This window comes from Modestobacter sp. VKM Ac-2984 (genome assembly GCF_026967985.1).
Taxonomy (GTDB): Bacteria; Actinomycetota; Actinomycetes; order Mycobacteriales; family Geodermatophilaceae; genus Modestobacter.
The window spans coordinates 265926-286744 of the sequence record NZ_JAPVBJ010000001.1; the positions used below are offsets into that span (position 1 = coordinate 265926).

General features: G+C 75.0%; 19 protein-coding genes and 2 pseudogenes. 12 read left to right on the forward strand and 9 right to left on the reverse strand.

The genetic code is table 11. From position 1 onward, the window contains the following. Positions 1-14 precede the first annotated feature (14 nt). The 4 genes from O2W16_RS01290 to O2W16_RS01305 form a co-directional block, all read right to left on the reverse strand. Entirely contained in the window at positions 15-815 is an 801-nt protein-coding gene (locus O2W16_RS01290; protein ID WP_269156989.1) for a toll/interleukin-1 receptor domain-containing protein, read from the reverse strand. A 209-nt stretch (positions 816-1024) separates the two neighbouring features. After that, complete coding sequence (locus O2W16_RS01295; RefSeq protein ID WP_269156990.1) at positions 1025-4789, reverse strand: DNA polymerase III subunit alpha; 3765 nt, start codon at positions 4787-4789, stop codon at positions 1025-1027. Continuing rightward, a complete protein-coding gene (locus O2W16_RS01300) occupies positions 4786-5295 on the reverse strand; it encodes an SAV_6107 family HEPN domain-containing protein (RefSeq protein WP_269156991.1) in 510 nt (169 codons plus the stop codon). Before O2W16_RS01300 ends, O2W16_RS01295 begins: the two co-directional genes overlap by 4 nt. Further along, positions 5295-5621, reverse strand: coding sequence for a DUF6504 family protein (locus tag O2W16_RS01305; protein ID WP_269156992.1), 327 nt, complete (start codon positions 5619-5621; stop codon positions 5295-5297). Before O2W16_RS01305 ends, O2W16_RS01300 begins: the two co-directional genes overlap by 1 nt. A 342-nt stretch (positions 5622-5963) precedes the next feature. On the opposite strand from O2W16_RS01305, the gene O2W16_RS01310 reads away from it, so the two are divergent. The 7 genes and pseudogenes from O2W16_RS01310 (at position 5964) to O2W16_RS01340 (ending at position 12082) form a co-directional block, all read left to right on the forward strand. Next, positions 5964-6488, forward strand: coding sequence for a YbaK/EbsC family protein (locus O2W16_RS01310; protein WP_269156993.1), 525 nt, complete (start codon positions 5964-5966; stop codon positions 6486-6488). Then, the gene (locus tag O2W16_RS01315; RefSeq protein WP_269156994.1) at positions 6485-7078 is read left to right on the forward strand and encodes a GNAT family N-acetyltransferase; all 594 of its coding nucleotides are present in this window, start codon (positions 6485-6487) and stop codon (positions 7076-7078) included. Before O2W16_RS01310 ends, O2W16_RS01315 begins: the two co-directional genes overlap by 4 nt. A gap of 47 nt (positions 7079-7125) precedes the next feature. Continuing rightward, positions 7126-8751, forward strand: coding sequence for a phytoene desaturase family protein (locus tag O2W16_RS01320; protein WP_269157469.1), 1626 nt, complete (start codon positions 7126-7128; stop codon positions 8749-8751). Beyond that, entirely contained in the window at positions 8748-9566 is an 819-nt protein-coding gene (locus tag O2W16_RS01325) for a carotenoid biosynthesis protein (RefSeq protein ID WP_269156995.1), read from the forward strand. The genes O2W16_RS01320 and O2W16_RS01325 overlap by 4 nt, the downstream gene beginning before the upstream one ends. Further along, entirely contained in the window at positions 9563-10729 is a 1167-nt protein-coding gene (locus O2W16_RS01330; RefSeq protein WP_269156996.1) for a glycosyltransferase, read from the forward strand. Before O2W16_RS01325 ends, O2W16_RS01330 begins: the two co-directional genes overlap by 4 nt. An 89-nt stretch (positions 10730-10818) precedes the next feature. Continuing rightward, a pseudogene (locus O2W16_RS01335) lies at positions 10819-11394 on the forward strand (peroxiredoxin family protein); the annotation flags it as partial. A 31-nt stretch (positions 11395-11425) separates the two neighbouring features. Further along, positions 11426-12082, forward strand: a complete 657-nt coding sequence (locus O2W16_RS01340) for a flavin reductase family protein (RefSeq protein ID WP_269156997.1) — start codon at positions 11426-11428, stop codon at positions 12080-12082. 76 nt (positions 12083-12158) lie between these two features. Here O2W16_RS01340 and O2W16_RS01345 read toward each other — a convergent pair whose 3' ends face one another. Continuing rightward, a complete protein-coding gene (locus O2W16_RS01345; RefSeq protein ID WP_269156998.1) occupies positions 12159-13136 on the reverse strand; it encodes a carbohydrate kinase family protein in 978 nt (325 codons plus the stop codon). Positions 13137-13257: 121 nt separating this feature from the next. Then, a complete protein-coding gene (locus O2W16_RS01350) occupies positions 13258-13941 on the reverse strand; it encodes a CDP-alcohol phosphatidyltransferase family protein (protein WP_269156999.1) in 684 nt (227 codons plus the stop codon). Positions 13942-13999: 58 nt separating this feature from the next. Between O2W16_RS01350 and O2W16_RS01355 the strand changes: the two genes are divergently transcribed. Continuing rightward, positions 14000-14812 carry a lipase family alpha/beta hydrolase gene (locus O2W16_RS01355; protein WP_269157000.1) on the forward strand — a complete coding sequence of 271 codons (813 nt, stop codon included), beginning with the start codon at positions 14000-14002 and terminating at the stop codon, positions 14810-14812. An 83-nt stretch (positions 14813-14895) separates the two neighbouring features. Beyond that, positions 14896-15513, forward strand: coding sequence for a hypothetical protein (locus tag O2W16_RS01360; RefSeq protein WP_269157001.1), 618 nt, complete (start codon positions 14896-14898; stop codon positions 15511-15513). A 3-nt stretch (positions 15514-15516) separates the two neighbouring features. Here the strand turns inward: O2W16_RS01360 and metF are convergent, their stop codons facing one another. Then, on the reverse strand, positions 15517-16416 hold the full coding sequence (metF, locus tag O2W16_RS01365) for a methylenetetrahydrofolate reductase [NAD(P)H] (RefSeq protein ID WP_269157002.1): 900 nt from the start codon (positions 16414-16416) through the stop codon (positions 15517-15519). A gap of 237 nt (positions 16417-16653) precedes the next feature. Here metF and O2W16_RS01370 point away from each other — a divergent pair, with 237 nt between their 5' ends. From O2W16_RS01370 to O2W16_RS01380, 3 genes are read left to right on the forward strand one after another with little or no spacing between them, the layout of a single operon-like run. Next, positions 16654-17784, forward strand: a complete 1131-nt coding sequence (locus O2W16_RS01370) for a polyprenyl synthetase family protein (protein ID WP_269157003.1) — start codon at positions 16654-16656, stop codon at positions 17782-17784. After that, positions 17781-19283, forward strand: a complete 1503-nt coding sequence (crtI, locus tag O2W16_RS01375; RefSeq protein ID WP_269157004.1) for a phytoene desaturase family protein — start codon at positions 17781-17783, stop codon at positions 19281-19283. The genes O2W16_RS01370 and crtI overlap by 4 nt, the downstream gene beginning before the upstream one ends. Then, positions 19280-20242: a phytoene/squalene synthase family protein gene (locus O2W16_RS01380; protein WP_269157005.1), complete on the forward strand. Its 963-nt coding sequence runs from the start codon at positions 19280-19282 to the stop codon at positions 20240-20242. Before crtI ends, O2W16_RS01380 begins: the two co-directional genes overlap by 4 nt. On the opposite strand, the pseudogene O2W16_RS01385 reads toward O2W16_RS01380, so the two are convergent. Continuing rightward, positions 20239-20448, reverse strand: a pseudogene (locus O2W16_RS01385) (lycopene cyclase domain-containing protein); the annotation flags it as partial. The gene O2W16_RS01380 and the pseudogene O2W16_RS01385 sit on opposite strands and share 4 nt — an antisense overlap. After that, positions 20445-20810: a lycopene cyclase domain-containing protein gene (locus O2W16_RS01390; RefSeq protein WP_269157006.1), complete on the reverse strand. Its 366-nt coding sequence runs from the start codon at positions 20808-20810 to the stop codon at positions 20445-20447. The gene O2W16_RS01390 and the pseudogene O2W16_RS01385, both read right to left, overlap by 4 nt. Positions 20811-20819 lie beyond the last annotated feature (9 nt).

The following is a 20819-nucleotide window of genomic DNA, read 5'->3' on the forward strand; positions in this document are numbered from 1 at the left end:
ACCAGGCCAATCAGTCAGTGACCCTCATCTGCGAGATAGGTCTGAACTGCGAGTGGGACACCACCAGCACCAATGCCCTGCCACCATGCGGCCGCGACCAGCTTCACGCCTTTACGACGGAGAATCGCTGGGCGTGGACAGCCTCGTCGGTACATTGCGACGCCCCGCGTCAGGACAACTTCCCTGTCTAGCCGAACGTCGAAGAACTCGTCGCCCGAACGGGAAAGAAGACTAGCGCCGAGTGTCACCTGCGCTGCGTTGGCGTCCAACAGATCGATTATGTAGTCGACGGTGGCAGGTTTTTTCTCCAAATGCACCCGTACCAGCGAGATTTCGGGTGGACCGAAGGCCGCGCTGCCAATACGCGACGCCGGTGGTCGAGCATTCGCCCGAAGCGCACCTCGCAGGACGTTCATCCAGTCCGCCTGCTGTGCGCTCACCCACTGCAATCGCTCCATGCTGCTGGGCGGCTTTGTCCCATCGAGCACTAAGGGGAGGATGAACACCGCCCCTTCTGGTCGCATGTCCGCTTGCTCAAGGACTAATTTGACTTCGCGCTGCAAGAATCCGGTCTTGGACACGGAGGCGGCACTAACCAGCACCAACACAACATCCGAGGAGCGCACACCCTCCCGGACGACGTGCTGCCAATCCTGCCCTGGCTGGATGCAGAAACGATCAAGCCATATGGCAAACCCAGCGTCGAGTAAGTGACCGGCTACGGCCCACGCTTGATCCGCATCCTCGGATGCATGACATATGAAGACCTTGATGGCTCGCGAGCTAAGGTGTTGGCCCGAGATGGCCAGCGACATGCCGCAAGGATGCCGAAAAGACGAGGCCAGCGCACCTCGGTGAACCGCCCATGTTCCCCTGGCTTCGCGACCGGCCACTCAGCTACCGCCGCTAGGTCAGTTCCGGTAGCTCGGAGATGAGCGCGATGAGTCAGATCGGGACCGTTGGACTCGTACGGCCCAGAACCGCTGGGTTTTTGGGCCGTACGAGTCCATAAGTGGGGGCCGCCTCAGTGGCCGGAGCTGCCGGGGCTGGAGTGCCAGAGCTTGCGGGGTGGCGCTGCTGCCGCGCGGCGTGCGGCGGTGGCCGCGTCCTCCCCGGCCGGCTTGATGTCGGCGTAGGGCGACATCCGGAACCCGGTCGGGTGCACCAGCACCGGGCGCACCACCACCGGCCGGGACGCCCGGGACGCCGCTGCCCCGGCGATCGCCTGCTCGCTGTACTCCCCCGGCGCGGCCATCAGCTCGGCGACCGCCGCGAGCCCGCCGGTCTCCCAGGCCTCGTGCAGCGCGGGGAGCTCCCACGCCCCGGTGGCCCGCATCGAGACTCCGCGCGGCCCGGTGCGCCGCATCACCCCGCGGACCACCAGCAGCCAGGAGTGGAAGACCGTGGCGGCGTAGGGCCCCTGCACGTCCTCGAAGAAGGTCGCGTCCGCACAGCCGGTGCCGTCGTCCAGGGTCACGAACACCACCCGGCGGCCGGACCGGATCGGCGGGGTCTGGGTGGCCACCTTCACCCCGGCCACCAGCACCTCCGCCCCGCTGCGGCACTGCAGCAGCTCCTCGGCCGGCACCGCACCGAGGGCAGCCAGGAACGGCCGGTAGAACTCCACGACGTGCCGGCTGGCGTCCAGCCCCAGCACCTCCAGCTCGGCCCGCACCCGCTCGGCGTCGGTGAACTCCGGCAGCCCGGAGGCGACGAACTCCGGTCGTCCGGATGCCTCTTCCTCGTCCTCCGGGTCGAACAGCCCGGGCTCGGCCTCCCCGGCCCCGGACTCGGCACCGAACAGGTCCAGGCCCAGCTGGCCGGTGCTGCTCGCCCGGGCCCCGCTGCGGCTCCAGCGGTCCAGCTCGCCGATCTGCAGCAACAGGTCACGGCGGGTCAGCTGCTCCCGCCGCCGGGCCGGCCGGCCGCCCTCGCTGTCGCGCATCCCGAACCCGTAGACGGAGTCGAACCCACCGGCCAGCACCAACCGCTCCACCACCGGCCGGGACACCTTCGCCCGGTTCCAGAAGTCGGTCAGCGACCGGTAGGGCTGCCCGGCCTGGATCCGGGCGACCTCCTCGTCGTTGATCCCCTTGACGTCGGCCAGCGACAGCCGGATGCCGTACCGCCCCGGGTCGGGCATCGACGCCGGCATCCACGCCGGACGGGGGCGCGGCTGGTCGGCCGGCCCGTCGTCCGTGCCGCCGTCGACCCGTTCGACCCGGTAGGTGCCGGCCGAGGCGTTGACGTCCAGGCCGAGCACCTGCACGCCGAAGTTCCGGGCGTCGTCGAGGATCAGCCGCTTGGGGTACATCCCCGGGTCGTGGGTGAGCACCCCGGCCAGGAAGGCCGCGGTGTGGTGGGTCTTCAGCCAGGCCGACTGGTAGGTCGGCAGCGCGAACGCCGCGGCGTGGGCCTTGCAGAAGCCGAAGGAGCCGAAGGCGACCAGCACCTCCCACACCTGCTCGACCACCGCGACGTCGAAGCCCTCCGCCAGCGCACGCGGCGCGAACCAGGCCTTCACCTCCGGATGGGCGTCCTTCTCCCCCAGCGCGCGGCGCACCTCGTCGGCCTCGGCCAGGTCGCAGCCGGTCATCACCGACACGATCTGCAGCACCTGCTCGTGGAAGACCACCACCCCGGCGGTCTGCTCCAGCGCCGGCTGCAGCGCGGGGTGCAGGTACACCGGGTCGCGCCAGCCGTTCCGGGCCATCAGGAACGGGGTGACCATGTCGCTCTTCACCGGCCCCGGGCGGAACAGCGAGATGTCGACGATGAGGTCCTCGAAGGTCTGCGGACCGAACTTGCCGACCAGTTCTCGCTGACCCGGCGACTCGATCTGGAACATGCCCAGGGTGCGGGTGCTGCGGATCAGCTCGAAGGTGGTCGGGTCGTCGCGCGGGACGGCGTCGATCTCGACCTGCTGCCCGTCGACCCGGGCCACCTCGTCCATCGCGTGCGCGATCGCCGACTGCATCCGGATGCCGAGCAGGTCCAGCTTGAGCAGCCCCAGCTCCTCGACGTCGTCCTTGTCGAACTGGCTCATCGGGTAGCCCAGGTAGCTGCTCTCCACCGGCGTGCGGTCGAGCAGGGTGGCGTCGGAGAGCAGCACCCCGCACGGGTGCAGCGCGATGTGCCGGGGCAGGCCGTCGAGCCGGGAGACCAGGTCGAAGAGCAGGTCCAGGTCACCCGAGCCACCGCTCCGCCTGGAGCCCAGCCGGCTGGCCCGCAGCTCCGGGAGGTCGCGCAGCGCCGCGTGCACCTGGTTGGCCCGGATGTGCGGGAACGCCTTGGCCACCGCGTCGACCTCCGCCGGGGGCAGCCCGAGGGCGGCCCCGACGTCGCGGACCGCGTGCCGCACCCGGTAGGTGTCCATCATCGAGATGCAGCTGACCCGGGAGGCGCCGAAGCGCTCGAGCACCGCGTCGTAGACCTCCATCCGGCGGGCGGACTCCACGTCGATGTCGATGTCGGGCAGCTGGTGGCGCAACGGGGAGAGGAAGCGCTCCATCAGCAGGCCGTACCGGATCGGGTCGACGTCGGAGATGCCCAGCAGGTAGGTGACCAGGCTGCCGGCGCCCGAGCCCCGGGCCGCCGCGCGGACCCGGAGCTCCTTGATCAGGGTGACCACGTCGGCGACGGTGAGGAAGTAGGAGGGGTAGCCGAGGGAGTCGATGACCGCCAGCTCCTCCTCCAGCCGCTCGCGCACCACGGCCGACGGGGTCATCCCGCGCCGGCCGAACCCGGCCTCGCACCGGGCCCGCAGCACCGCCGAGGGGCCCATCCCGCGCTCGGCGGCGGTGGTGACCACGTCGAGCTCCGGGTAGCGCACGGTGCCGATGCCGAGGTCGGCCCGGACGTCGACCGCGCACTGCTCGGCGACCCGGGCGGTGGTCTCCAGCAGCTGCAACGCCGCGTCCCGGTCCGGCCCGGCCAGCTCCTCGGCGAGCAGCGCCATCTCCTTGCCCGACTTCAGGTGCCCCTCGGCGGTGCGCCGGTCGACGTGTCGCTGGCCCAGCGGCACCAGCCGGCGGGCGGCGTCCAGCACGTCGGCGGTCGGGGCGTCCAGGGCGTCGACGTAGCGGACCGCGTTGGTCAGCACCGCCGGCACCCCGGCCTCGGCGGCCAGCCGCAGCATCGCCTGGGCGCGGGACCGGTCGCCCTGGCCGCGGTGGTGCACGACCTCGAGCACCAGCTGGCCGGGCCCGAACACCGCACGCCAGGTGTCCAGCCGGGCCCGTGCCAGGTCGGCCCGGCCGGCGGCCAGCGCACGGCCGACCGAGGACCCCGGCCCCAGCACCGCCAGCAGCCCGGTCGCGTGCGCACCGGCCAGCGTCAGCGAGCTGACCGGTTCACCGCGGGTGCCGCCGAGGTGGGTGGCGCTGGTCAGCCGGCACAGCGACCGCCAGCCGGCGCCGTCACGGGCGAGGAAGGTGGCCCGGGGCAGCCGGGAGTCGACGCTGGCCCCGCCGCGCGCCGGGGCGCGGCGGCCGACGGGGTGGGCGGCCCGGTGCCGGGCCGCAGCGGTGATCCGCCCCGGGGTCTGGTCCGCCGGCTCGCCGCCGGCGACCGGGTCGACCGCGAGGTCGACGCCGAACAGCGGCCGGATGCCCGCTGACCGGCAGGCCAGCGCGAACTTGACCGCGCCGTACAGCCCGTCGCGGTCGGTCAGGGCCAGGGCGCCCATGCCGTGCTCGGCCGCCCGGGCGACCAGGTCGGCCGGGTGGTTGGCGCCGTGCCGCATCGAGTACCCCGACGCGACGTGCAGGTGGACGAAGGGGTCGCTCACGAGGTGGAGCCGGGACGACCCGGGCCGCGCCGACGGGAACCGGGGTCGACCGCGCGCAGACGTACGGGCGCCGGTGGCACCGGGCGGCTGATCGCGGCCTCCACGACGCCGAGGAACGTGCCGACGTCCCGGACCAGGTCGTCGGCCTCCCGTGCGGTGACCGCGTGCGAGAGCCCCGCCTCGGCGGCGGCGCGCTTGGCCGCCCCGGCGGCGAAGAACGCCGCCCACTCCGCCAGCTCGGGGGCGACCTGACCGATCAGCACCCAGGCGCTGCGCGGACGGCGCCGCCCGGACTCGGGCTGGGTGCGGGCGGCCAGCACGGCTGCCGCGGCGCGCAGGGCAGCCAGGTGTGCGGTCGCGTACCGCCAGGCCGCGTCGGGGCTGCTGGCGGCCTCGGCCAGCCCGCGATGGGCCTGGCCGAGCAGCTGGGCGGCGGCCGCGGGCAGCGGCGGGAGCAACGGGAGCTGCCCGTCGGCGGCGGCCGGGAGGGCCCGGGCGGCGCCCATCAGTCGTGCACCCGGACGAGCAGCCACTGGTTGCCCGTCGGCTCCCAGGACAGGTCGAAGACCCCGGCGAAGCTCATCCGGGACCGGCCTGCGCGGACCGCCTCGACCCGCCAGACCTGCCGGGTGGCGACCAGCTCGGCCGACGCCCCGCCCCGTCCGGTGGCATCGGTCTGCCACCACGGCGCGGACTCCACCCACGAGTCGAGCAGCTCCCCCACCACGTACCGGGTCTGTCCTCGCCAGAACTCGGCCGGCCCCGACGGCCCCTGTTCGACCTGCACCTCTTCACCGGCCCGGCCACCGGCCCCGGCGAGCACTCGGCTCATGTCAGACTCCGCAACTCTTCGCCCCCCACCGGCCGCCCGCCCCCCGGCCCGGCGGGGAAGCGCACGTCGGAGGACGTGACGGCCCGGGCCGGCGAGCGGATCGCCGGTGTTCGAACAGGTGTTCGAACACCGATGAGTAGACCGGAGTGGGCCGGAGCGGTCAAGCCGGACGCGCGTGTCGTCATCCGTGTCGTTACAGCGACTGCACTCATCACCTCGAGCAACCCTCGACCCCAGCTGGAGGTCGGCGGTGCACCCCCGGGACGACGACCCACCGACCGTCGGCGTCGGCCCAGGTGCCGGGTGGCGCGCGGTCCCGGGACCGGTGGGAGGATCGCGGGCATGACCGCTGCGGAGACCCCGCACCCACGGGTCGCCGAGGTCGAGCAGTTGCTGCGCGCCTCCGGCGTCGCCGGTGAGGTGCGCGTACTGCCCGACAGCGCCCGCACCGCCGCCGCCGCGGCCGCCCAGCTCGGCGTCGGGGTCGGTGCGATCGCCAACAGCCTGGTGTTCGACGCCGGCGGCGTCCCGCTGCTGGTGCTCACCAGCGGCGCGCACCGGGTCGACGAGGCGCTCGTCGCCGACCTGCTCGGCGTCCTGCGGATCACCCGGGCCACCCCGGAGTTCGTCCGCCGGCACACCGGCCAGGCGATCGGCGGGGTGGCACCGGTCGGGCACCCGGAGCCGATCGGCACGCTGGTCGACGTGGAGCTCGCCCGGCACCCGCGGGTGTGGGCGGCCGCCGGGCACCCGCACACCGTCTTCCCCACCAGCTACGACGAGCTGCTGCGGCTCACCGGCGGCACCCCCGCGGAGGTCGGCCCGGGGCCGTCCCCGGCCGCCGCCGACGAGGAGACCGACCGATGACCGGCACCACACCCGCGGCCCGGGTCACCGAGCTGCCCGCCGGCTGGATGCGCGAGCACCTGCACGAGGCACTGGCGATCTACGGCGCGGCGATGGGCTACGGCGACTCCGTCGTCGCCGGGCGCTACGGCTACGCCGTCCAGCACACCGAGCGGGAGGGCTTCCGCGCGGTCGGCGCCTTCGCCGAGGTCGTGCAGGACGACGGCACGGTCGGCGAGCGGCTGGTCGGCTTCGGCTACGGCTACCAAGTCGCCCCCGGCCAGTGGTGGCACGACCAGGTCCGCAACGCCCTGGACCGGCGGACGGCGAAGCAGTGGCTGCCCGGCGCGTTCGAGGTGTGCGAGCTGCACGTGCACCCCGACCGGCAGAGCCAGGGCCTGGGCCGGCAGCTGCTGCACGCGCTGCTGGCCGACCTCCCCCAGCCGGCCGCCCTGCTGAGCACCCCGGACACCGACACCAAGGCCTTCCGGCTGTACCACGCCGACGGGTTCGTCGACCTGGCCCGTGGCTACCACTTCCCCGGCGACACCCGCCCCTTCGCGATCCTGGGCGCGCGGCTGCCTCTGGCCCGCCCCACCGGGAAGGGCTGATCACCGTCGACAGCACCGCCGACACCAGCACCGCCGACGTCGTCGTCATCGGCTCCGGGCACAACGGCCTGGTCGCCGCCTGCCACCTCGCCCGGGAAGGGCTGCGCGTGGAGGTGGTGGAGTCCGACGAGGTCCTCGGCGGCGCCGTCTCCACCGTGGAGCGCTGGCCCGGCGTCCGGGTCGACCGCGGGTCCAGCGCGCACGTGATCATCCGGCATAGCGGGGTGGTCGAGGAGCTGGAGCTCGACCGCTTCGGCCTGCGCTACGTCGACTGCGACCCCTGGGGCTTCGCGCCGGCACCCGCGCCCGGCGACCCCGGCCCCGACGGCCGGCCGCTGGTCTTCTCCGTCGACCTCGACGCCACCTGCGCCTCCATCGCCGCCGCCTGCGGGGACGCCGACGCCGCGGCCTACCGCCGGTTCGTCGAGGTCTGGGGCCCGCGCAGCGCCGCCGTCGTCAAGGCCTTCGGCGACCGCCCGGCGATGACCCGGCTGGTCCGGCACCTGTGGCCGGTCGGTGCCCCCCGCCGGGGCCAGCCCCGCACCCCGGGCGGGGAGATCGCCACCGACTTCCTCGGCTCCGGCGACGCCCTGCTCGACCGGTGGTTCACCAGCGAGCGGCTCAAGGCGGCCCTGGCCTGGTTCGGCGCCCAGTCCGGCCCGCCCATGTCCGAGCCCGGCACGGCCGCGATGGTCGGCTGGGTCGCGCTGCTGCACGACGTCCCGCCCGGTCACCCGGTCGGCGGGTCGGGCGGGCTCACCCAGGCGCTGGCGGCGCGGCTGGCCAGTGACGGCGGCCGGGTCACCCTCGGGGACGGCGCGGCCCGTCTCCTCGTCGACGGGCCGCCCGACGACCGGCGGGTCACCGGGGTGCAGACGGTCTCCGGACGGCGGATCTCCGCACCGGTGGTCGTCGCCGCCTGCCACGTGCTGGCCACCAAGGCGCTGGCCGGCGACGACGCCCCGCCCGCGCTGGCCGAGGCCGACCCGCCGCTGGGCAACGGCTTCGGCCTGGTGCTGCGCGCACAGACCGATGCCCTGCCGAACTACCCCGGCGCGGGTGAGGAGGCGCTGCAGGGGCTGCAGCTGCTCTGCACCGACCGGGCCCAGCTGGCCCGGGCGCACGGCGACTGGCTGGCCGGCGAGCTCCCCCGGGAGCCGGTGCCGTTGGCCATGTCGTTCTCCGCGAGCGACCCGACCCTCGCCCCGGCCGGCCAGCACGTGGTCACCGTCTGGGGCCAGTGGTACCCGTACGAGCTCGCCGACGGGTCGGACTGGGAGGAGATCGCCGACCGGGCCGCCCAGCAGCTGATCGCCGCGGTCGACCGGTACGCGCCCGGTTTCGCCGACTCGGTACAGCGGCTGTACGTCCAGACCCCGCTGAGGCTGGAGCAGGAACTGTCCCTGCTGCGTGGCAACGTCATGCACGTGGAGATGAGCCTGGCCAGCATGTTCGGCTTCCGGCCCACCCCGGCGCTGTCCGGTCACCGGGTGCCGGGCCTCGGTGGGCTGTACCTGACCGGCGCCTCCACGCACCCCGGGGGCGGGGTCTCCGGCAACTCCGGGCGCACCGCCGCCCGCGTCGTGCTCGCCGACCGCCGGCCGGCAGCCCGGCTGCGAGCCGGGGTGACGAGCTGGGCCGGACGCCGGCTGCACCGGGGGACGGCGGGGTGACCGGCACGCTCCTCGCCCGCCGGCCGGGCACCGGCCCGGCGCCGCTGCCCTGGCTGCCCCTCACGCTCACCGTCGCGCTGCTGGGCACCGCGATCGCCTACCCGCTCAGCAGCGGTGCCGCCCGCGACGCGGTCAGCTGGGCGATCGTGCTGCTGGGCTCGGCGGTGTCGGTCAGCCACGCCACGGTCAGCCGCGGCGCCCGCACCGGTGCCGCGGTCTTCGTCGTGGTCGGCGTCGTCGCGGTGCTGTTCGAGGCCCTGGGGCTCCGCACCGGGTTCCCGTACGGCGAGTACGTCTACAGCGACACGCTGGGCCCGACCCTGCTCGGGGTGCCCTTCCTGGTGCCGCTGGCCTGGCTGATGATGGCGTGGCCGAGCTGGGTGCTCGCCGCCCGGCTGACCTCGCGGGTACGCGCCCCGCGGCGCCGGGCCGCCCGGGTGGCGGTGGCGGCCTACGTGTTCGCCGCCTGGGACGTGGTGCTCGACCCGCAGCTGGTGCAGGCCGGCTACTGGCGCTGGGCGCACCCCGAGCCGGGCCTGCCGGGCATCTCCACCGTCCCGCTCACCAACCTCGCCGGGTGGCTGCTGGCCGGCCTGGTGCTGATGACCCTGCTCGACCTGCTCGTCGAGCGCACCAGCCGGCCACCGCGGATCGGGGACGTCGCACCGCTGCTGACCCTGGGGTGGATGGTGCTGGGCGGGGCGCTGGCACACGCCGGCTGGCTCGGGCTGCCGGGGTCCGCGGTCTGGGGCGTCGTCCTGGCGCTGCCGGTGCTCGCCGCCCTCGCCGTCCAGGAGCGGCGGCGACGGCGATGACCGCTTCCTGGCGCAGGCTGCTGCGGGTGTGCGCCGGGCTCTCGGTGGCGGCCGCGGTGCACGCCGCACTGAACAGCCGGCTCCTCCGCCGGCCGCCGGCCGTGCCCCGACCGGCCCCCCGCCGGGTGACCGTGGTGGTCCCGGCCCGCGACGAGGCCGACCAGATCGCCGACTGCCTGGCCGCCGTGCTCGACCAGCGCGGGGTGCCGCACCTGCAGGTCGTGGTCGTCGACGACGGCTCCACCGACGGCACCGCCGACCGGGTCACGGCGGTCGGCGACGACCGGGTCACCCTGCTCCTTGCGACGCCACCCGCGCCGGGCTGGCTGGGCAAGCCGAACGCCTGCGCCCAGGGCGCCGCCACGGACCACCAGCAGGCCGACGACGTGCTGGTCTTCCTGGACGCCGACGTCCGGCTGATGCCCGACGCGATCGCCTCGGCGGTCGCCCTGCTCGACGACGCCGGGCTCGACCTGGTCTCCCCCTGGCCGCGCCAGCTCACCGGCAGCGCCGCCGAGCGGCTCGTCCAGCCGCTGCAGCAGTGGCTGTGGGCCACCCTGTTGCCGCTGCACCTGGCCGAGCGGTCACCGCGACCGTCGCTGGCAGCGGCCAACGGCCAGTTCCTGGTGGTCCGCCGCGCGGCCTACGGCCGGGCCGGCGGGCACGCCGCCGTCCGCGGTGAGGTGATCGAGGACGTCGCACTGCTGCGTGCGGTCAAGGCCGCCGGGGGCCGGGGCGTCGTCGTCGACGGTTCGACGCTGGCCGCCTGCCGGATGTACGACGGCTGGCCGGGGGTCCGGGACGGTTACACCAAGTCGCTGTGGTCGGCGGTCGGCGGGCGCCCGGCGGCCGCCGTCGGGGTGGCGGCCGGGCTCAGCGCCGTCTGGCTGCTGCCGCCGCTGGCTGCGCTGACCGGCTCCCGCGCCGGGCTGGTCGGCTACGCCGCCGGGGTGGTGAACCGGGCCGTGGTCGCGTCCCGCACGGGTGGCCGGGCCTGGCCGGACTCGCTGGCGCACCCGGTGTCGATCGTCCTGCTCGACGTGCTGGTCGCCCGCTCGGTGGCCGGCCACCGGCAGGGCTCGCTCCGGTGGCGCGGGCGCACCCTGACGGCTGCCGCCGTCGACCAGCGGCCTGCGCCCCGAGCCACCATGCTGGGCCGATGACGAGCAGCGACCTCCTCGCCCTGCGCACCGACGAGCGCGCCGCCCTCCTCTTCATCGGCCTGCGCGGCGACTGGTAGCCCTACTGCTGCGCCCAGGCGGTCCGTCTGGCCCAGTCCCTGCCCCGCGTCACCGCCGCCGGCGCCGAGGTGGTGCTCGCCTCGGTCGACCCGCCCGAGGTCCAGCTCGCGATGGACCACACCTGGCACCTGCCGTTCCGGTGGGCCAGCGACCCCGACGGCACCCGGCTCGCGAAGCCGCTGGACGCCTGGGACACCGACGCGTCGATCTTCCGGCCGGTCGTCGTCGTCGTGGCCCCGGACGGCCGCGAGGTGTTCCGGGAGCTGTCCCGGGACTTCACCGACCGCACCGACGACGAGCCGGTGCTCACCGCCATCGAGGCCCTCGGGCTCCCCGCGCTCCCCGAACCGGCGCCGTGGGCCCCGGAGGGTGTGGCCCCGCAGCCGTCCAAGCGCGCGTTCAAGCCCAGCTCCTTCATCCCCTACTTCCGCGCCATCCGGTTCAACACCATGGCGCTGAGCGACCGGATGGTCGACGACCGGGACCGCGACCTGCTGGTCACCGAGCAGCGGATGGCCGAGTCCTTCCTCGGCGCCTTCGACACCTGGCGCGCCGAGCACCCGCCGGACGGGCAGGGCCGGAGCTGAGCCCGGCGACCCGGTCGGCGACGATGGCCCGGTGACCGAGCAGAGCAGTCCGCCGCGCGTCTCCTTCGACCCGGCGGAGATGGAGACCGGTGCCTTCTACCGGGTGCTGAACTCGGTGGTGGTGCCCCGGCCGATCGCCTGGGTCTGCAGCCGCTCGGCGGAGGGGGTGCACAACCTGGCACCGCACTCCTTCTACACGGTGGCCTGCGTCGACCCGCCGGTCGTCCAGTTCACCTCGGTGGGCCGCAAGGACTCGCTGCGCAACGTCGAGGACAGCGGCGAGTTCACCATCAGCCTCACCCCGGAGGCGCTGTTCGAGCAGGTCAACGCCACCGCGACCGACTTCCCGCCGGACCAGAGCGAGGCCGAGCACACCGGGGTCACCCTGGAGCCCAGCGACCGGGTCACCACGATGCGGGTCGCCCAGTCGCCGGTGGCCCTGGAGTGCGTGCTGCACGCGACGCTGCGGCTGGGCGACAGCACGGTGGTGTTCGGCCGGGTGGTGCACGTCTCGGCGTGGGACAGCGTCGTCCGGGACGGCCGGCCGCGGATCGAGCAGCTGCAACCGCTGGCCCGGCTCGGCGGCAACGAGTGGTCGACGATCGGCGAGGTCAAGGAGATCCGCCGGATCCCCTACCGCAGCTGGACCGAGGACCCGGCCATCGGCGACCGCCTCCGCGGGGGGTGACGTCCGACCGGGACGGTGGCCCCGCTGCAGGGTCCCGGCGCGAGCTCGCGGGTGCCGGGCGCAGCGGGACCCGTCGTCAGCCCGGCAGGTGCGGGGCCACCTCGTCGGCGGCGTCGGCACCGAACGCCTCGGCGAACCGCTCCAGGAACGGCGCGCGCGGCAGCGTGTACTCCTGCGTGCCGATCACCTCGACCGCGGCGGTGGCGACCGCGGACCCGACCTGGGTGGCGCGCTCGACGCCGAGCCCCCACTGGAGAGCGGCCACGAACCCGGCACGCAGTGCGTCACCACCGCCGGTCGGCTCCACCGGCTTGGTCTCCGGGACGGCGATCACCTCGATCGTCGCCTCCCCGGCCTGCTCGACCCGCACGCCCTTGGCGGCCTGGGTGGTGACCCAGGTGCCCACCCGGGCGAGCACCTCGGCGTCGTCCCAGCCGGTCTTCTGCAGCAGCAGGGCGTGCTCGTACTCGTTGGTGAACAGCAGGTCGGCGCCGTCGACGAGCTCGCGGATCATCTCCCCGTCGGCCCAGGCCAGCTGCTGCGAGGGGTCGGCCAGGAACGGGTAGCCCCGCTGCCGGCACTCCTGCGTGTGCTGCACCATCGCCGTCGGGTCGTTCGGCCCGATGATCACCAGGTCCAGGTCACCGACGCGCGCCGCCACCGGGGCCAGCTCGATCAGCGCCGCCTCGGACATCGCCCCGGAGTAGAACGACGCGATCTGGTTGTTCGCCGCGTCGGTGGTGCAGACGAAGCGGGCGGTGTGCTTCAGCTCCGACCAGCGCACGCTGCCGGTGTCCACGCCGTGCCGGCTCAGCCAGGCGTCGTAGTCGGCGAAGTCGTTGCCCACCGCGCCGACCAGCACCGGGCCCTGCCCCAGCAGCCCGAGCCCGTAGGCCATGTTCGCCCCGGCACCGCCGCGGTGCTGCACCAGGTCGTCGACCAGGAAGGAGAGCGAGACGTTCTCCATCTTGCCCTCGACGAACTGGTCGGTGAACCTCCCGGGGAAGGTCATCAGGTGGTCGGTGGCGATGGAACCGGTCACGACGACGGGCATGAGGGCGACTCTCTCCGGGGACGGCGGCCACCATCGGCCTGCGGACCCCGGCCGGGAACGGACGCCGGGGCGGGAACAGCGTAGGAGCCGCGGCACGTGCCCGCCCGTGGAGGTGCTGCGGTCAGTCGGCCAGCGCCCGGCGCAGCTGGACCCCGAGCTGCGCCGTCCCGATGACGCCCAGCAGGCAGCCGACCGCCGCAGCGCAGCCGACGGCGAGCACGACCGCGTCGGCGCCCGCCAGCTCCAGCTCCACGTCCAGGAGGGAGACGACCCCGGCGCCGCCCAGCCCGAGCGCCGCCATCGCCACCCGGCTGGGCCGCTCCCAGACCGAGACGGCCCCGGTCTCGTGCACGCCGGCCTGCCCGGCGCGGGCGCGCAGGTAGTCCGGCAGCCAGCACAGCGCACCGAAGGCGGCGGCCAGCCAACCCGGGGCGCCGGCGACCCAGAAGGCCACGGCGTAGCCGGCCTCGGTCAGCCGGTCGACGGCGGAGTCCAGCACGAACCCACGCCGGGAGGCGCGCCCGCCGGCGATGGCCAGGGCGCCGTCCAGGGAGTCCAGCAGGCCGGACAGCCCGATGAGCACGCCGGCCGCGATCAGCCAGGCCCCGCCCGCGGCGGCCGGCGCGATCGCGGCCACCGCGACCAGCAGCCCCAGCGCGGTGGCGGCCAGCGGGGAGAGCCGGGCCAGCGGCACCGCCAGGGTGTAGGCCAGGGACAACCAGCCGCGCACCAGCCGGCTCTCGGCCGGGTCGGTGCCCCCGTGCCAGCGTGACCAGGCCACCAGGTACTCGTCGCGGCTCAGCACGGTGTGCAGTCCACCACGAAGCGGGCAGCCCGGTGTCCGGAGCAGGGACAGTGGGCTGGTGCTCGCCGGCCTCTCCCCCGCCCGTCGTCGTCTCGCGCTCGCGCTGCTGGCGCTGGTCGCGGTGGTGGCCGTCGCGGCCCTCGCCGTCGCCCGGCTGACCGGCCCGGACGGCGGATCCGGGCCGGCCGCCGTCGAGGAGCTCACCCCGGGCCCGGTGCTGCTGGTGCCCGGGTACGGCGGCTCGGTCGGCTCGCTGCAGCCGCTCGCCGACCGGCTCACCGCCAGCGGGCGGGACGCCACCGTCGTCCCGGTGCCGGGCGACGGCACCGGGGACCTGGCCGCCTCCGCGGCGGTGCTGGGCACCGCGGTCGATGCGGCGCTGGCGCGCACCGGCGCCGGCAGCGTGGACGTCGTCGGCTACTCCGCCGGAGGGGTGATCGCCCGACTGTGGGCGGCCGACGGCGGAGCGGAGCAGGCCCGGCGGGTGCTCACCCTGGGCTCCCCGCACCACGGCACGGCCATCGCCGACCTGGCCGCCCGGTTCCTGGCCGCGGAGTGCCCGGACGCCTGCCAGCAGCTGACCACCGACAGCCCGCTGCTCGCCGAGCTGAACGCCGGCGACGAGACGCCGGCCGGCCCCAGCTGGGTGTCGGTGTGGACGACGCAGGACGAGACCGTCACGCCGGTGGCGTCGGCCGCGCTGGACGGCGCGCTCAACCTGCCCGTGCAGTCGGTCTGTGCCGACGCCGAGGTGTCGCACGGCCAGCTGCCCGCGGACGCGCTGGTGCAGTCGATCGTGCTGGCCCAGCTGGCCGCCGGTCCCCCGGTGCAGCTGGACCCGGCCGACTGCAGCCAGCTCCGCCAGGGCTGACGTCGTACCCGGGGGCCGACCGACCCTGCCGACCGGACCCTGCCGACCGGCTCCCCGGTCGGTGGCCACCTAGGGTCGCGGGCATGGCCGCCCCGATCAGCGACGCCGTCGTCGTCGACGTCCTCCGCCGTGTCGACCGTGGGCTGAACCCGCTCGCCCAGCGGCTGGGGCGCCCGCCGCGGCTGTCCCCGGCCGAGCGGGCCGCCTGGTGGGCCGACCAGGTCAGCCGGGTGGCCGCCGGCGTCTCGGCCGCGCCGCGCTTCGCCGGCAAGCTGGCCGACCTGCTGCCGCTGCAGAACACCGTCGGCTCGGCGGTGCAGGCCCTCGTCGTCCTCGGCGTGGCCGGGGAGCACGACCTCGACCGTCCCGCGGACCGGGTGTCGCTGCTCGCCCGGGTGCTGCTGGACCGCGATCTGCCGGCCGACCGGGTCCAGCCGCTGCTGGACCGCACCCGCGGGGTCTACGTCGACGAGGCGCTGGGCGAGGACCGCTCCGGGGCGCGGGGCGTCGCGCGCAGCCTGTGGCGGGCCGCCCGGCTGCTCAGCCGGATCGACGACGCCCTGGACGCCCGGCCGAAGGGGAAGCTCCGGCACCGGGCGCTGGCCCAGTTCCCGGTCGTCGGGGTCGCCGGTGGCTACGCGGCCGAACGGCAGGGGCTGCGGCGGGCGGCGCTGGAGGCCGAGGAGCTGCTGTCCCGCTGAACCTCAGGCCGCCGGCACGCCGGCCAGGTTGGCGTACACCTCACGCGTGGCCGTCGAGCGGTTCATGGTGATGAAGTGGATGCCGGGGACGCCCTCGTCCAGCAGCTGGCGGCACATCTGGGTGGCCACCTCGACACCGAGCGCTCGCACCGCGCGCTTGTCCTCGGGGCGGTCGCCGTCCAGCGCGGCGAACCGCTCGGCCAGGTCCGCCGGGAACGCCTGCCCGGACAGCTGCACGATCCGGGTGATCTGCCGGGCGTTGGTCACCGGCATCACCCCGGCGAGGACCGGCACGTCGCAGCCGCGGGCCGCGACCCGGTCCCGCAGCCGCAGGTAGTCCTCGACCCGGAAGAACATCTGGGTGATGGCGAAGTCGGCACCGGCCCGGCACTTCGCGACGAACATGTCGGTGTCGGTGTCGAAGTCCGCCGAGCGGGGGTGCCGCTCGGGGAAGGCGGCCACGCCCACGGAGAAGTCGCCGATGCCCTTGATCAGCTCGACCAGCTCGGCGGCGTACCGGAGGCCCTGCGGGTGGGCCACCCACTCCCCCTGCGGGTCGGCACCCGGCGGGTCGCCGCGCAACGCGAGCAGGTTCCGCACGCCCGCGGCCGCGAGCCGGCTCACCACGTGCCGGAGCTCGGCGACGCTGTGGTCGACCGCGGTCAGGTGGGCCATCGGGAGCATGGTGGTGTCGGTGGCGATGCGCTCGGTCACCGACACGGTGCCCTCGCGGGTCGACCCGCCGGCGCCGTAGGTAACCGACACGAAGGAGGGCCGCAGCTGCTCCAGCTGGCGCAGCGCCGTCCACAGCTGGGTCTCCGCCGCCGCGTCACGCGGGGGGAAGAACTCGAACGACCAGGTGGGCCGCTCGGTCTGGAGCAGCTCGCGCACGGTGCCGGTCATGGCAGGCGAGCCTACGTGCGCGCGGGTCACCGGCCGTGCACCGACCGCCGCAGGGGGCGTCCCGGCCGGGTGCATCCACCGGCGGGGTCGAGACAGAAGCAACCCCGGACGGCGCACGGACGGCCCGCGACACGGCGGGCCGGCGAGGCCGGCAGAGGAGGAGGCCCAGTGGAGACGACGGCCGCACCAGCCAGGGTGAACGGGCAACGTCGGATCACGGCGGGCGATACTGGCCCGGTGACCGCCGGGACCCAACGCCGCCAGCCGCCCGTCCGGGGCCCGGTCCAGCCGGGGGCCGCCGACGAGGAGCGGGTCCGCGCGGCGGTCGCCGCCGCGCTGGCCGGGTTCCTGGCCGAGCAGCGGCAGACGCTGGCTGCGATGGACGACTCGCTCGTCCCGGTCGTCGACGAGGTCCGCGCCCTGGCCGAGGGCGGGAAGCGGCTGCGGCCGCTGTTCGCCTACTGGGGCTGGCGCGGGGCCACGGCCGGTGCGGCCGGCGTCGCCGAGGCCGACGCCGACGTGCTGCGCGCCGTCGCCGCGGTGGAGTTCGTGCACGCCAGCGCGCTGGTCCACGACGACGTGATGGACGGCGCACTGACCCGCCGCGGCCGCCCGGCGACCCACATCGGCTTCGCGACCCGGCACGTCGACGACGGCCTGAACGGCGACGCCACCGGTTTCGGCGTGGGGGCCGCGATCCTCGTCGGCGACCTGGCCCTGGTCTGGTCCGACGAGCTGCTGCGCCGGTCGGGCATCTCCGCGCCGGCGCTGGCCCGGGCCCGGGGGGTCTGGGACACCATGCGCACCGAGGTCACCGCCGGGCAGTACCTGGACCTGCTGCGCGCCGCCGGTGGGCTGCCCGGGCCCGGGGGCGCCCTGACCGTGGCCCGGTACAAGAGCGCCGGCTACACGGTGCAGCGGCCGCTGCAGCTCGGCGCCGCGATCGCCGGTGCCGGCCCCGACGTCAGCGAGGCCTACACCGCCATCGGCCTGCCGCTCGGCGAGGCCTTCCAGCTCCGCGACGACGTGCTCGGCGTCTTCGGCGACCCCGCCGTCACCGGCAAGTCCGTCGACGACGACCTGCGCGAGGGCAAGCAGACCCTGCTGATCGCGCTGGCCGAGGAGCGGGCCGGCGAGGCCGGCCTGCGGCTGTTGACCAGGGCGCTCGGCGACCCGGACGCCGGTCCGGAGCAGCTGGCCGCGCTGCGCACCCTGCTGGAGGAGACCGGCGCCCGCAGCCGGGTGGAGGAGCGGATCGCCGACCGGACGGCCGTGGCCCGCGCGGCCATCGCGGCGGCACCCATCAGCGACGAGGCGCGCGCCGCGCTGGACGCCCTCGCCGTGGCCGCCACCATCCGAACCGCGTGAGGACGACCCTGCGCACCGTCCCCGGGCGCACCGACCGGATCGTGGTGATCGGGGCCGGCCTGGCCGGCCTGTCCGCGGCGTTGCGGCTGCGCGGCGCCGGACGCGAGGTCACCGTCGTCGACCGCTGCCCCGGCCCCGGCGGGCGGGCCGGCCGGGTCGAGCGCTCCGGGTACGCCCTGGACACCGGCCCCTCGGTGTTCACCGCCCCCGAGCTGGTCGCCGACGCCTTCGCCGCGGTCGGCGAGACGATGTCCGACCGGCTGACCCTCACCGCCCTGGACACCACCTACCGCGCCCAGTTCGCCGACGGGTCGCACCTGGACGTGCACGCCGACCGGACCGCCTTCGCCGCCGAGGTCGAGCGGCTGTGCGGCGCCGGCGAGGCCGCGGCCCTGCTCCGCTACCTCGACGACCTCGCCGAGCTCTACGAGCTGCAGCTGCGGACCTTTATCGACCGCAACCTGGACTCCCCGCTGGACCTGCTGGGCCCCGAGCTGCTGTCCCTGGTCCGCCGCGGCGGGTTCCGCCGGCTGTCCAAGCACGTCGAAGCGGCGTTCACCGACGACCGGCTGCGCCGGCTGTTCAGCTTCCAGGCGCTCTACGCCGGGGTCTCCCCGTTCCGGGCGATCGCCGCCTACGCGGTCATCGCCCAGCTCGACATCGGGGCCGGCGTCTGGCACCCGCAGGGCGGGATCGGCGCCGTCCCCCGGGCGATGGCCGCGGCCGCCGCCGACGCCGGGGTGGAGTTCCGGTACGGCACCGAGGTGGCCGAGCTGGAGCTGGCCGGCGGCCGGGTCACCGGGGTGGCGCTCGAGGGCGGGGACCTGCTGCCCGCCGACGCCGTGGTGGTCACCGCCGACGCCCCGCACCGGCTGGTGCCCGGGCTGCGCGGGCCACGGCGCCCGGTCTACTCACCGTCCTGCGTGGCACTGCACGTGGGGGTGCGGGCCGAGCTGCCCGGCCAGGCGCACCACACGATCAGCTTCGGCGCGGCCTGGGAGCAGGTCTTCGCCGAGCTCACCCGCGACGGCCGCCCGATGAGCGACCCGAGCCTGCTGATCAGCATGCCCTCGGTGACCGACCGCTCGCTCGCGCCCGAGGGCGGCCAGGTGCTCAGCGTCGTCGCCCCGACCCCGAACCTGGACCCGCGCAGCGGCGGCAACCCCGACCTGGACTGGCCGGCGCTGGCCCCCCGCTACCGCGAGGAGCTGCTGGCCACCCTGGAGACGCGCGGCTGGACCGGGATCGGCGGGTCGATCGAGGTCGAGGAGCTGCTCACCCCGGTCGACTGGGCCGCCCAGGGCATGGCCGCGGGCACCCCGTTCGCGCTGGCGCACACCTTCGGGCAGACCGGGCCGTTCCGGCCGTCCACCCTCCCCCGCAGCGGGCCGCAGAACGTCGTCCTGGCCGGTTCGTCGGTCCAGCCCGGCGTCGGGGTGCCGATGGTGGTGATCAGCGGCCGGCTGGCCGCCGAGCGGATCACGGGGGCGCAGGGATGACCACCGCACCGCCGCCCACCCGGGTACAGCAACAGGCCCGGCTGGACGCCGCCTACGCCGTGTGCCGCGGGATCGCCGCCGAGCACGGCAAGTCCTACTTCCTGGCCACCCGACTGCTCACCCCGGACCGCCGGGCCGCGATCCACGCGCTGTACGCGGCCGCCCGGGTGGCCGACGACATCGTCGACGTCGGCGCCGACCTGCCCGGCCGGGACCCCGAGGGCGAGCTGCTGGCCTGGTCGAAGGCGGCGCTGGAGGAGGTCGAGGCCGGCTGGTCCGACGACCCGGTGCGGCTGGCGCTGGTGCACACCTACCGCCGCTACGACATCCCGATGGAGCACCTGGTCGACTTCCTGGCCGCGATGACCAGCGATCTCGACGTCAGCGGCTACGCCGACCTGGCCGCGCTGGACCGGTACATGTGGGGCTCGGCCTCGGTGATCGGCCTGCAGGTGCTACCAGTGCTGGGCACCGCCCCCGGGGTCGCCCGGGAGGAGGCCGCACCGCACGCGATCGCGCTGGGCGAGGCGTTCCAGCTGACCAACTTCCTACGCGACGTCGCCGAGGACGTCGACCGCGGCCGGGTGTACCTGCCGGCGGACCTGATGGCCGCGCACGGGGTCACCCGGGAGCAGCTGGCCGCCAAGCGGCACTCCCCCGGCTTCGCCGAGCTGATGCGGGAGATGATCGCGGTCACCCGGCGCCGCTACGACGACGCGGCACCGGGCACCCCGATGCTGGCCCGCGAGTCCCGGGACTGCGTGCGCGCGGCCACCGCCCTCTACGGCGGGATCCTCACCGAGATCGAGCGCGCCGACTACCGGGTGCTGGACCGCCGGGTGCGGGTGTCCAGGCCGCGGCGTCTGGCCGTGTTCGCCCGCCGGTTGACCGCCGCCCAGCTGGCCAGGGTCAGCAGCACCAGGGCGAAGCCGAACAGCAGGTCCTCGACCGGGGCGTAGGCGATCCGCGGCCCCCAGATGGCCGCCGGGTCGTAGGTGACCACGTCGAGCCCGGTGAGCACGCCGTTCATCAGCAGCTGGAAGGTGATGATGATCGCGTAGGCCACCCAGAACACCGGCCGGGTCACCATCCGGGTGCGCAGCACCGCCAGGTCGATCACCAGGACGGCGACCAGCACGACCACCGCGATCGTCGAGTACGTCATCGCCGCCCCACCTCCTCGCTCGGGAGGGCCTCCTCGGCCGGGTAGCCGGCGTCCCAGCCGGTCACCTTCCGGACCGCCTCCAGCGCCAGCACCGCGCACAGCGGGACGACGAGGAAGAAGAGCACCTCCTCCACCGGGATCCCCCCGGGCAGCCGGACGTCGATGGTCCGGGTGCTGCTGTAGTCCCAGTGCCCGGCGGAGATGGCGTAGAGCACCCAGGTCAGGAAGACCACCAGCTCGGGCACGACCGCCAGCAGCAGCCGGCGCCAGCGCGCGTAGACCCGGACGCCGAGCAGCAGCTCCAGCGGTGCAGTCACGACCAGGCAGCCGACCAGCAGCGCAAGGTAGGTCAGGTGCCCCATCGGCGGGCG